The sequence below is a fragment of the Amycolatopsis sp. PSD-21 genome (assembly GCF_055561455.1).
The window spans coordinates 5,692,402-5,704,787 of record NZ_CM145712.1 but is presented as its reverse complement, the minus strand read 5'-3'; the positions used below and the strand labels follow the sequence as shown (position 1 = coordinate 5,704,787).

The window sequence follows — 12,386 nt, the reverse complement described above, 5'->3', positions numbered from 1 at the left end:
GATGCGGAGAAGGCTCCCTTCGCCTCTCCATGCTTGCCAGGGGGCCGTGTCGCGAAAGCCACTTTCGGGACGTCAGGCGTCGCGAAAGTGGCTTTCGCGACACGCTCGGCCATGAGCACGCAATGAACGGCGGTGCCCTCACCGTGAAGGGTCACGGACGACCGCGCCGCGTTTAGTCGACTAACTGCGGGGTCATTTAGGTCAGGATCTGGCCTGAATGGCCCCTACGGTCGCCACATGACCGACATCGAGCAGTTCCGCATCGACATCCCACAGTCCGATCTGGACGATCTGACCGACCGGCTGGCCCGCACCCGCTGGCCGTCGGCGCTGCCCGGTGCCGAGTGGAGCAGAGGCGTTCCCGTCGCGTACCTCAAGGACCTGGCCGAATACTGGCGAGACGGCTACGACTGGCGCGCATACGAGAAGCGGCTCAACGACTTTCCGCAGTACACCACGATCATCGACGGGCAGCTGATCCACTTCCTTCACGTCCGGTCGCCGGAACCCGACGCGATCCCGCTGATCATGACGCACAGCTGGCCGAACTCGATCGCCGAGTTCCTGAACGTCCTGGGGCCGCTCACCGACCCGCGAGCACACGGCCTCGACCCGTCGCGCGCCTTCCATGTCGTCGCGCCGTCCTTGCCAGGTTTCGGCTTCTCGCCGTTCCCCGAGTTTGCTGACGAGCGCCCGTGGGACATCGCGCGGGTGGCGCAGACCTGGGCGGAGCTGATGAGCCGTCTCGGCTACGAACGCTATGGCGCGCACGGGAACGACGCCGGAGCGCTGGTGACGCCGTGTCTCGCGGTGCACGCGCCCGAGCATGTCATCGGCTCGCACATCACGTCCGGGCTCGGCGTGCCGACCGGCGATCCGGCCGAGTTCGAGGGACTCACCGAACGGGATCAGGCGGAGCTCGCGGGGCTGCTGGAGCGTTTCGCGGGCGGCAGCGGATACGCGCCGTACCTGACGAACCGGCCGCAGACGCTCAGTTTCGGCTTCCTCGATTCGCCGGTCGCGCAGCTGGCGTACCTGGTCGAGCGGTTCAAGGAGTTCGACGGCTGGCCCGAAGGCGCGGCGCCCGCCGAGCCGATCGAGCGCGACCTCCTGCTCACCAACGCGACCCTGTACTGGCTGACCGGGACCGGCGGCACCTCGCTGTGGCCGTACTACGAGGGCGCGGCCGCGATGCCGATCGACCAGACCGCGGTGCCGACCGGCGTGTCCCACGGCGGGCCGTCCGCGCTGCGCACGATCGCCACCCGCAAGAACGACATCGTGCGCTGGGCGGATCGCGAAAGCCCCAGCCATATGGTCGCGATGGCCGTTCCGGGCGACGTGGTGACCGAGCTCCGGGAATTCTTCGGAAATCTCCGGAAGTGATGTCGAGCGGTGGTCACCGGCTCCGACCCAGGGACGAAGCTAAAGTGCGAAAGACCCTTGGAGGACCTGATGACCACCTCGTTCGAGACCGTCACCTCGGCCGACGGCACCTCGATCGCCTTCGATCGCACCGGGCAGGGCGCGCCGGTGGTCCTGGTCGGCGGCGCGTTCAACGACCGGACGACCGTCGCCGGCCTGGCCGCGACGCTGGCCCCGCACTACACCGTGATCGCCTACGACCGGCGCGGACGCGGCGACAGCGGCGCGGGCGCGGTCTACTCGGTGGAGCGTGAGGTCGAGGATCTCGCCGCGCTGGTCGAGCACGTGGGTGGTTCGGCGGCGGTGTTCGGGCACTCGTCGGGAGCGGTGCTGGGGCTGGAGGCCGCCGCGAGAGGCGTCGCCATGACCAGCCTCGCCGTGTACGAGCCGCCGTATGTCGTCGACGACAGCCGTACGCGGCCCGCGGCCGACCTTTTCGACCGCGTCCGGGCGTTGATCGCCGACGGCGACCGCGACGGCGCGGCCGAGCTCTTCCTGGTCGAGGGGACGGCCACCCCGGCCGAGGTCGTGAAGGGGATGCGGGACGACGCGTTCTGGGCGTGGTTCACCGGCCTCGCCCACACGCTGCCCTACGACCTCGCGCTCTGTGGTCCCGGCAACGTGCTGCCCGCGGACAGGCTGGCCAAGATCCAGGTCCCCACGCTCGTCATCGACGGCGGCGAGAGCGACGCCTGGATGCGGGCGGGCGCCCGCGCGGTCGCCGACACGGTCCCCGGCGCCCGCTATGCCACGGTCGAAGGGCAGGACCACGGCGTCCTCCACCAGCCGGAAACTTTGCGCGACCTGCTCACCGGGTTCCTCAGGTGACGACCTGCAGCGGTTCGGGGGACAGGCCCATCGCCGCGTAGTGGTCGCGTGCGGCGCGGGTCTGCCCCAACCCGGCCAGCGCCCGGGCCTCCTGCAGCCGGTAACCGATCCGCCTCGCCGTTTCCAGCGCGAGCCGGTGCCGGTCGAGGCCCGCCGTCGTCTCGCCGAGGGCGAGGCAGGCGGTGCCCAGGCTGTTCGCCGCCATGGACAGCAGCAGCGGATGGTTGAGCCGGGTGAGGATCGCGCACGCGCGTTCGGCCTGCTCGCGCGCGTCGCCCGGCCGATGGGCGAGCAACAGGGCGTCGGCGAGGTCGATCCGGCTCCACGCCTCCCCGAACAGGTAACCGAAGTCGCGCGAGGCGGCGATCGAACGCTCGATGGTCTCGAAGGCTTCCTCGAAGTGGCCGAGCCGGGCCAGGACGAGACCGAGCTGGGCCGAGCTCAGGATCATGCCGCGGTCGTCTTCGCGGAGCGCCACCGACCGCCTGGCCGACCCAAGCGCGTCGTCGAGGTCACCGAGGACCTCCTGCGTGTTGCTGAGGTTGGTCCACAGCGTCGCGGCGGCGTCGGTGCCGCCGTCCGCGACGGCCAGCCCGTCCCGATAGAACCGGATCGCTTCGGCGTAACGGCCGAGCATGCCGTGCAGGGCGCCCGCCCGGGACAGTGCGATCGCTTCGGCCGCCCGATCACCGGACCTCCGGACGACGTCGAGCCGCTCCATGGCGCAGTCCATCCCCTCGGTGAGCCGCCCGTTCTCCCAGAACGCCAGGGTGAGACCCGCCAGGCTCAGCTGGATCGCGTGCGGATCCCCGATCCGGCGGGCGGCGGCGACCCCGGTCCGCGCCACGGCGAGCAGCTCGTCGAGATAGCCGTTCTCCCGGAGGTGTTCGGTGGTGTCCTCGGCGATCCGCCAGGCGTACTCGTCGAGACCGGCTTCGAACGCGTGGCGCGTCACCGCGACCAGGTTCGCCCGTTCCCCGCGGTACCAGCCGGGGCCCCCGCCGTCGCGGTAGTGATCGAGCAGCCTGGTCATCGCCGGACCCGATTCCTCGTCGCGCGCGACGCTGCGGGCGTGCTCGGCGATCAGGTCGTGGAACGCGTAACGGCCCAGCGCGGGCTGCCTGAGCAGATGAGCGTCGAGCAGGTCCTCCAGCAGCCGTTCGGCCTCGGGTTCACCGACACCGGCCAGCGCGGCCGCCGCGGGGACCCCGATGTCGGTGCCGGGATTCCGCCCCAGCAAACGGAACATGCGCTGTTGTGCGGAGTCCAGATCCCGATAGGACAGCGCGAAGGCCGCGGCCACGTCGCGTCCGGCGACCTTCAGCTCGGCCAGCCTGTCGTGTTCGGAACCCAGCCGTTCGGCCAGGGTCGACACGGTCCACTGTGGACGATTCTGGAGCCGCGCCGCGGCGATCCGGATCGCCAGCGGCAGATTCCCGCACAACGCGGCCACACCCGCATCGGGTCGTCCGGACGCGGCCGCGAACAGGGCGCCCGCCTGTTCGTCGGGCAGGACTTCGAGACTGATCGACGCGGCACCGTCCACGGCGGCGAGGCGCCGCCTGCTGGTGACCACGAGCGCGACCGTGGCGGAACCCGGCAGCAACGGTTGGAGTTGTTCCGCGCTCGCGGCGTTGTCGAGCACCACGAGCAGTGACCGCCCCGCCGTTCTGGCGCGCCAGAGCTCGGCCCGGCGGTCCACGTCGCGGGGGAGCCTGCTCGCCGGAACGTCCAGCTGGCCGAGCAGGGCTTCGAGCGCGGCCTCGGGCGAGAGCGGTTCACGGGCGGGGGAATGCCCGTGCAGATCCACGAACAGCTGCCCGTCGGGGAAGTCGGCGGCGAGCCGGTGCGCGACGTGGACGGCGAGCGCGGTCTTGCCGACGCCGGCCATCCCGTCGACGGCCACCGGGCGGCCGAGGCGGAGGGCGTCGAGCAGGCGGCCGATCTCGGCTTCCCTGCCGGTGAAATCCGGGACGTCGTAAGGGAGGAAGCACCGGGTCTTGCCGTATTCCGGCTCGTCGCGGAGGATCCGCTCGTAGAGTTCGCGGAGCTTCGGCCCGGGTTCGATCCCGAGTTCCTCCACCAGCCGTGTCCGTGCCTGCCGGTAGACGTTCAGCGCGTCGGCCTGCCTGCCCTGTTGATGCAGTGCGCGCATGAGCAACCCGGCGAACGGTTCCCGGAGCGGATGTTCGGCAACCAGTGCCGTCAGTTCCGCGACGGTGTCCTCCCCGGCGGAGATCTCCTCGTCGAGGCAACGCTCCACAATGGACAGGTGGCGCTCGTCGAGCTCTTCGGCCTCGCCACGCAGCGCCATACTGTCCACACCGGACAGAGCAGGGCCGCGCCAGCACGCGAGTGCTTCGCGGAACTCGCCTCGCGAGACGTGCTCCTCGAACGTGCGCAGATCGAAGACCCGTGGACGCAGGACGAAACCCGGCCCCTCGGCGGTCAGGACGTCACCGGCGGCGCCCTCGGCGACGAGTGCGCGTTTCAGCGCGGTGGTGAGATTGCGGATCTGGCGGGTGGCGGTGGCGGGCGGGTCCTCGTCCCAGACGACGTCCACCAGCCGCGAGACCGAGACGACGCGATCGGCGCCGAGCAGCAGCGCGGCCAGGATCCGCTCCTGCCGTGAGCCCGCCAGCTTCAGCGCCCGCGAGCCGCTGCGGCACTGCACCGGACCCAGAATCCGAAACTCCATCGCACCCCCCTCCCGCGAGGTTAACCGGCGGTCCGCCCGCGCCGGTGCGGAAGTGATGCAGCTGTGATGCGCCGTCCGGAGAACCTGCCGAGGACGGAATACAGGACGTGATGAGGAGAATCCCATGCGCAAGCGGTATTACGCGGCGTTGGCCGGGGCGGTCGTGGCGGCGGCGGGAATCGCCGTACCCGCCGCCGCGGCGGCCAGTGACCAGCGGGCGGAGACGGAGCGGCAGGCCTGCCAGCGCGCGTTCGACCGCGCGGTCTGGGAGGACATGGACAGCTTCAACAAACGCGACGCGGCCCGCTACCGGGCGATCATCCACCAGAACATGGTGACCATCGGCCGCAAGGGCCAGACGATCATCGGCTACGACGCCAACGTGGATCCGGTGATCGACGTGCAGTTCAAGCTGCCGTACGAGTGGAGCATGCCGTGGACGGTGACGCACACCGTCGTCGAGGACTGCAAGATGGGCTTCGCGATCCTCGACGCGTACTACAAGGCTCCGTCGCAGAACATCGACCGGCACTACACGATCAGCCTGACGCTGGTGCGTGAGCACGGCAAGTGGCTGGTCATCAAGGACACGGTGACCGACGTGCTGCCCTGACGGGGCCGGGAGTGGTGATGGCGGTACCACGGGGGTGAGGCGAGGCTCGAGTCCTCGGGATCGGGCCTGGCTTCGAGGGGGGCCGCTTCACCTCGCCGTCATCACCATTCACGGGGCCGGGGGCAGCGGGCTGACGGTGAACGTTCGATCACCACGTGTAGAGTTCATGGTCCTTCCGAGCGCCCCGATTCCGGAGAGGTTCTGTGATAATGCCGCTCGATACGCGGACTGTTCCACGCGACGGAAAACACCGAGGCGCGGCTTTTCCGCTTATGTTCTGTCCGGTGCCGGACATTCGCCGGCCTTACCACGCAACGCGTATGGCCGAAGGACAAGACGGGAGTCGCGGTACCGTAGGGTGACCACCCGATTGGATGATCGGTGAACCGTGAGTACGGTTAGAGAATCGTGGAAGATGTTTCTCCACCACGGAATACGAAAGCGACCCCAGGACCGGCGGACGTGACTGCCCCACTTCCGGACGGCGATGAGCTCCCCGTATCGCCGGACGCCCCGAAGAGAACTTCATCCTCCGCATCCCCGAAGCGGAAGAACACCGCGCCGAGCCGCGCCACACTGGCCCGCAAGTGGGCCTACCTGGTCACCGGTACGGCGTATCTTCCGTATACCCACGCCCAGATCGAAGAGCATTTCGCCGCTCTCCTGGACCAGGTCTTCGCCGCGGTGCAAAGTGAAGACGCCGAGCCGGCGCAGGCCACCGAAGCCGGCGCGCGGCTCGTCGCGCTCAGATGCGTCGGCCCGGACAGCCTCCGCCGCACGATGGAGGTGCTCGGCAAGGGGCTCTTGCACGAGCCGGAGTTGCAGAGCGTGAAATCGCTCCCAGAACGGGTCCTGCAGGTGCTCGGCGCGCTCGCGGCGGGCTACGGCGAGGCGCTGCGGGAGAGCATCCAGACCCAGCAAGAGGACTTGAGCCGCACCATGGTCACGCTCGAACGGGAGACCCGGCGTGAGCTGGTGCTGACCCAGGCGCGCTTCGAGCAGCTCTTCACCGGTTCGGCCACCGGCGTGGCCGTCACCAGGGTCGACGGCCGCGTCCAGCGGGTGAACCCCGCGTTCGCCGAAATGGTGAACCGGCCCGTCGCCGACCTGACCGGGGTCAACCTCTACGACCTCGTGCACCCGGACGACGCCGACGGGTTGCGCGAGGGCTACCGGAAGCTGCTCGACGGCGAGAGTCAGCGGCTCGAGCTGTCGCGAAGACTCGTGGCCGAGGACGAGGAACCGACGTGGGCCGGTTTCACCGGCGCCGTCATCCGCGACCCGGCGGGCGAAGCCCAGCAGTTGATCACCCTGGTCGCCGGCGACACGGACGTCTCCCTGCTGCAGCGGCAGCTGAGCCGTCAGGCCCTGCACGACCCGCTGACCGGCCTGCCGAACCGGCAGTGCTTCGGCACCCGGCTGGAACGGGCGCTCCGGCACGCCGACCCGTCCTTCGGCGTCACGGTCTACCACCTCGACCTGGACGGTTTCTCCCTGATCGCGGGCGGGCTCGGCCAGAAACAGAGCGACGACCTGTTGAAGAGCGTCGCCGCGAAACTGCGGGCCGTCGTCGGCGGCGAGGACGCGCTCGTCGCCAGGATCGGCGGCGACGAATTCGGCATCCTCATCCAGAACACCGCGGCCAGCCCGGACGTCGCCACCGTAATCGGCATGATCAACCACGAGCTCGCCGAACCGGTCTACCTCGAAAGCGGCAGCGGGGTGGCGGTTTCGGCCTGTATCGGGGTCGTGCACCGGCCACCGAGGGACATCGCGCCGAACGAGCTGTTGCGCGTCTCCGGGATGACGCTGCGCCGGGCGCAGGCCAACGGCTACCGCCAGTGGGCGCTGTCCGACTCCACCCTCGACACCAGGGAACGGCACGAGTTCGGCCTGGCCGTCTCCATGGCGGGCGCCTGGGAGACCGGTCAGCTCGAGGTCGGCTTCCGGCCGTTGACGTGGCTGGCGGACAGCAGGCCGGCGGGGATCGAGGCGAGACTCGCGTGGAACCACCCGCGCCACGGCCGGATCGGTCACGACACCTGCGTCCGCTTCGCCGACGAGACCGGTCTCATCGTGCCGCTGGGCGAATGGCTCATCCGCACCGCCTGCGAGGAGTCGGACGACCGGCTCCCGATGGTCGTGGGACTGACCCCGCACCAGGCCGCGGACCCCGATCTCGTCGGATCGGTGCGGACCATCCTGACCACGACCGGGCTCGGGCCCTCACGGCTGCGGCTGGGCTTCCCGGCCGGCGCCGTGCTCGCCGACCTAGGCGAGACGGTCGACAACCTGCATCTCCTCGCCGAGATCGGCGTGGACGCGGAACTGCAGGACTTCGGCGCGGCCGGTGACGTCGTCTGCCTCGTCGACGTGCCCGTGCGGACGGTCCGGATCGCGCCCCGGCTGGCGGAACGGCGGACGGAACCGCTGGCGGAACGTTCGCTGCGGAACCTCATCGACACCGCGACCATGGCGGGCGCGACGGTGATCGCGGACGGGATCGACTCGACCGGTGACGCCGGATGGTGGCAGAACGCCGGCGCCCACATCGGTGCCGGACGCTATTTCGGTTAGGCGTAACTCGCGTGATCAGAGCCGTAACTCGCGTGATTGAAGGCGTAACTCACGAGTTACGCCTCTGATCACGCGAGTTACGCCTTCAATCACGCGAGTCGCGAGTTCGGTTAGGCCGTTTGCCGCAGTGGAACGCGCTAAGTTACCCGAGGGTTGACGTTCGCGGGCGGATTGGGCAACATCCCAGGTCCTCACCCCGCACCTCGGAGGCATGCACATGCAGGTAGGCCCGAGGCGTGGCGGGCGTTTCAACGCGCCCGTCGTCGTCTTGAGCCTGTTGCTGGTGGTCGCGCTCGGCGCCTGGTGGGGCGTGGACTATCTGCGGGCACGGTTGGCGGGCAACGGTTGTGACGCGCTGACGCCGGTCGAGATCACCGCGGCACCCGACGTGGCACCGGTGCTCACGCGGCTCGCGAAGACCGTGCCGCAGGAAGAATGCTTCAGCGTCAACGTGACCGCGAAGGAGTCGGCCGAGGTCGCCGATCTGCTCGGGACCACCGCCTCCGGTGGGCCCGACGTCTGGGTTCCCGAGTCGAGCACGATGTTGTCGCAGGCCAGGGACGCCGGCGCGTGGAACCTGCCGGAATCCGGTCAGTCGGTGGCGAATTCCCCGGTGGTACTGGGACTTTCCGACGAAACGGCGCGGCGGTTCGGCTGGCCGGAGAAAGCGCCCTCCTGGCAGGAGATCCTCGACGGCTCCCCGGTCGGGATCCCGGATCCGGCGCGTGATCCGCTCGGCGTCGCCACGCTGCTCGCCCTGCGGAAGCTGACCGAGAAGGAGCCCGATCCGGCCGCGGCCTTCACCGCCGCCATGCGAAAACTGAACCCCGCGCCGGGACAGACCCCGGCGACCGAGCAGTCGGTACTCGCACGGAATCTGGTGGCCGCGTATCCCGGTGTCCCGGTGCAGGGGTTCGACTACCCGTATGTCGTGCTGCCGAAGGCGTCCGAAGCGTCGAGGACCGCGGCGGAACGTTTTCTGCGGCTGCTGCTCGATCCGCTCGCCGGCAGCATCTTCGCCGACGAGGGATTCCGGGCGCCCACCGGTCAGTTCGCCGTGCCGCGGGCGCGGGACAGCCGGACCGACCCGGCGCCACATCCGCCAGGGCCGCCGCCGGTGACGGACCTGTACGCCGTACTGCAGGCCTGGGCGGGGACGAACCTGAGCGCCCGGGTCCAGGTGCTGCTCGACGTCTCCGGATCGATGTCCGCCGCCGTGCCGGGGTCGGGGAAGAGCCGGATGGAGCTCACCCTGCAGGCCGCGACGCAGGGGCTCGGACTCTTCAAACCCTCCACCGAACTGGGCCTGTGGCTGTTCTCGACCAAATTGGACGGTGACAAGGACCATCGGGTCCTGTTGCCGATGAAGACGATCGCCGAGCAGAAGTCGTCGGGCGGCGTCGAGCGGCTGCAAGCCGTGCGGCCGAAGGCCGGCGGCGCGACCGGGCTCTACGATTCGATCCTCGCCGCGTACCAGAACGCCAGGCAGAACTGGAAACCCGGCCGGATCAACCTGGTCGTCGTCCTCACCGACGGACGCAACGAGGACGGCGAGACGATCGGGCTGCCGAGGTTGCTGGAGGAACTGGGTAAGCTCCAGGACCCGAGGAAACCGTTGCCCGTCATCGGGATCGGCATCGGGCCGGATATCGACGCGTCCGAACTGCGGCAGGTTTCCACCGCCACCGGCGGGGATTCGTTCACCACCCCCGATCCGAGGAAGATCTCGGACGTCTTCTACCAGGCGCTGAGCAAGATCATGTGCCAGCCGCCGACCTGCAAGAATTGAGGCGATCCGTGCTCCTCCGGGGGAAAAGACCTTCGCCGGTCACGCTCGCCGCGTTGGCCGCCGGCGCGATCCCGTTCATCCTGCACGTGTGGGCCGCGCTGCGCGGCAGCCTCGCGCAGGATGATTTCGTCATCACGTATCACGCCGCGAAGTCGGGCCCGTTGGACTTCGGCTACTTCTTCCAGGACTACCACGGCCATCTCGCGCCCGGCGGATTCCTGCTCGCCGACGTGCTGACCGCGTGGGCACCGCTGAACTTCGCCGTGCTGATGGCTCCGGTTTTGGTGATGCAGGCGGTGTCCTCCGTGCTGCTGTGGGCGGTGCTGGTGCGCTGTTTCGGCCGCCGGTGGGGGATTCTCGTCCCGTTCACCATGTTCACGACGTCGACCTTGCTGCTCGTCCCGACGTTGTGGTGGGCGTACGCCATCCAGATCGCGCCCGTGCTGCTGGCCGCCACCGCCGCCCTCCACGCCCATGTGCGCTATCTCGCCGACGGCGGGCGCTGGGCGATCGCCACCGTGGCCTGGACGGTGTTCGGGCTGGCCTTCTACGAGAAGGCCGTGTTCATCCCGGTGCTGATCGCCGGGATCACCGTGCTGCTCGGGATTTCCTTGCGCCGGCACCTCGTGCTCATGGGTGTCCTCGCCGCCGTCCTCGCGGGCTACGCCGTCGTCTTCCTGGCGTTGACCACGAGCCAGGTCGGGCAAGGCGGTGGCGCGGTCACCGTCGGCACGGTCGCGGACATGACGGGACGGATGCTCGGTGACACCTTGATCCCCGGACTCGTGGGCGGACCTTGGTCGGGCCCCGGTCCCGGCGCGACGTTCGCCGCTTCCCCCGTGGCGGTGCGGATTCCGCTGCTGCTCCTGGCCGTCGCGGTGCTGGTCGCCGGGATCCGCGTGGGCGGGCTCCGGGCGAGGAAGGCGTGGCTGTTGCTGGGTCTGGTGTTCGTGGCGGACATCGGGCTGTCGGCGGCCACCCGGCTCACCGAGGTCGGCCCGGAACTGGGCAGCGATCCCCGCTACGTCGCCGACCTGACGCTCGTCGCCGCGCTGTGTCTGGCTTTCGCCTTCCTGGAACCGAAACCGCTCGACCGGCCTTCGGATGCCGTGCCGTCCACGGCGAAACGCCCGATCGCCCTGGCGTTGTGTCTTGCCCTGATCGCGAGTTCCGCCGTGGGGTTCTCCCGGCTGGCGCCCGGACTGCGGTTCGACCACTCCCGGGAGTTCCTCGCCAATGCGCGTGCCTCGATCGAACGGGATCCCGATCTCGTGCTGTTCGACACGGCGGTGCCGAACGACGTCCTGCACGGGTGGTTCGGGGAAAACGCCCGCACGTCCAGGGTGGTCGGCCTGATCCCGGGTTTCCAGTTCGACCAGCCGACGAGCCGGATGTCCCTTTTGGACGATTCGGGCACCGCGCGGACGATCACCGGGGTGGAGCCGGTTTCCCGCGGCGTGCCCGGCCCGGTGGCGGGCTGCGGGTACACCGTCGGTGAACAACTGGTCCGCGTTCCGTTGGACACGCCCGTTCTCGGCCGTTACCTGCTGCGGATCGACTACTTCACCTCGGACGGCGGCGAAGGGTTCGTGGACCGCGACGGCACCCGCGTGCCCGTGTGGTTCCAGCCCGGCCTTCACACGATGTACCTGCCGATCGAGGGACTCTTCGACAAGATCGGCTTTCAGCTGTCCGCGAAGGGTGCTCCCGTCTGTCTCGCGAAGGTCGACGTCGGCAAGCCGCTCACTCAGTAGGGGTCGTACGGACTGTCGTGGCCGAAGATCCTCGCGACGGGCGCCAGCCGGAGCCGCAGCAGGATCTTGATCCCGACGTTGCGCAGGAACCACGGCAGCTGGGCGAGGACGCGCAGTCTGTCCTTGAACGACGGTGGGGAGAGCCGGAACCGCGCCAGCGACGTCGCGCGGTCGAGATAGGTGTAGCGCCGTCCGAAGAGGACTTTCGCGATCGTGCCGAGGGTGACGCCGATCGACGAAAAACAGTCGTGGACCAGGATTTCCCGGCCGTCGGCCAGGTTGGCCGACCAGCGCAGGTCGTCGGTGTAGGTCCAGTAGTCGTGTTTGCCGTCGATGTAGAGCAGCTGGATCGGACGATCCCAGCCCGGGCGGAGCTTCGTGCTGTACTCCGCCACGAGTTCCACGACGTCCTCGACGCCCGCCTTCCGCAAGTTCGCCTCGAACCGTTGGCGTGTCGGCGATCCGCCGAACAGACGGCCGTCGACGAACGGGTCGACGGCGACCACCCGCGCGCCGACCGTGCGGGCGGCACTGGCGAGCACGATCGTCGAACGGCCCTGGTGACTGCCGATTTCGACGATGAGGTCGCCCTTGTCCAACCGGCGGGCCGCGTTCCACAAGGACAGGCCCTGCTCCCGCGTCATCCAGCCCTTGACGGGTTCGGCGAGCGACCACGCATCTTCGAAACCGTCTGTCATAGGG

The 12,386-nt window shown here is 69.2% G+C and carries 8 protein-coding genes; 6 read left to right on the top strand and 2 right to left on the bottom strand.

Annotation, left to right across the window (positions count from 1 at the left end; genetic code table 11):
* The first annotated feature begins 237 nt into the window (after positions 1-237).
* Together ACZ1DY_RS26615 and ACZ1DY_RS26610 are read left to right on the top strand one after the other, a co-directional pair.
* Complete coding sequence (locus tag ACZ1DY_RS26615; RefSeq protein WP_465481242.1) at positions 238-1,386, top strand: epoxide hydrolase family protein; 1,149 nt, start codon at positions 238-240, stop codon at positions 1,384-1,386.
* A 69-nt stretch (positions 1,387-1,455) separates the two neighbouring features.
* The gene (locus ACZ1DY_RS26610; RefSeq protein WP_465481241.1) at positions 1,456-2,253 is read left to right on the top strand and encodes an alpha/beta fold hydrolase; all 798 of its coding nucleotides are present in this window, start codon (positions 1,456-1,458) and stop codon (positions 2,251-2,253) included.
* Here ACZ1DY_RS26610 and ACZ1DY_RS26605 read toward each other — a convergent pair.
* On the bottom strand, positions 2,246-4,951 hold the full coding sequence (locus ACZ1DY_RS26605) for an AfsR/SARP family transcriptional regulator (protein WP_465481240.1): 2,706 nt from the start codon (positions 4,949-4,951) through the stop codon (positions 2,246-2,248). The genes ACZ1DY_RS26610 and ACZ1DY_RS26605 overlap by 8 nt on opposite strands.
* Positions 4,952-5,075: 124 nt before the next feature.
* On the opposite strand from ACZ1DY_RS26605, the gene ACZ1DY_RS26600 reads away from it, so the two are divergent.
* From ACZ1DY_RS26600 to ACZ1DY_RS26585, 4 genes are all read left to right on the top strand, one after another.
* Positions 5,076-5,564, top strand: a complete 489-nt coding sequence (locus tag ACZ1DY_RS26600; protein ID WP_257485929.1) for a hypothetical protein — start codon at positions 5,076-5,078, stop codon at positions 5,562-5,564.
* Between the two features lie 462 nt (positions 5,565-6,026).
* A complete protein-coding gene (locus tag ACZ1DY_RS26595; RefSeq protein ID WP_465481239.1) occupies positions 6,027-8,141 on the top strand; it encodes an EAL domain-containing protein in 2,115 nt (704 codons plus the stop codon).
* Positions 8,142-8,352: 211 nt separating this feature from the next.
* Entirely contained in the window at positions 8,353-9,930 is a 1,578-nt protein-coding gene (locus ACZ1DY_RS26590; protein WP_465481238.1) for a substrate-binding and VWA domain-containing protein, read from the top strand.
* An 8-nt stretch (positions 9,931-9,938) separates the two neighbouring features.
* Entirely contained in the window at positions 9,939-11,684 is a 1,746-nt protein-coding gene (locus ACZ1DY_RS26585) for a hypothetical protein (protein WP_465481237.1), read from the top strand.
* Here the strand turns inward: ACZ1DY_RS26585 and ACZ1DY_RS26580 are convergent.
* Positions 11,678-12,382: a class I SAM-dependent methyltransferase gene (locus ACZ1DY_RS26580; protein ID WP_465481236.1), complete on the bottom strand. Its 705-nt coding sequence runs from the start codon at positions 12,380-12,382 to the stop codon at positions 11,678-11,680. The two genes, ACZ1DY_RS26585 and ACZ1DY_RS26580, sit on opposite strands and share 7 nt — an antisense overlap.
* Positions 12,383-12,386: the final 4 nt, after the last annotated feature.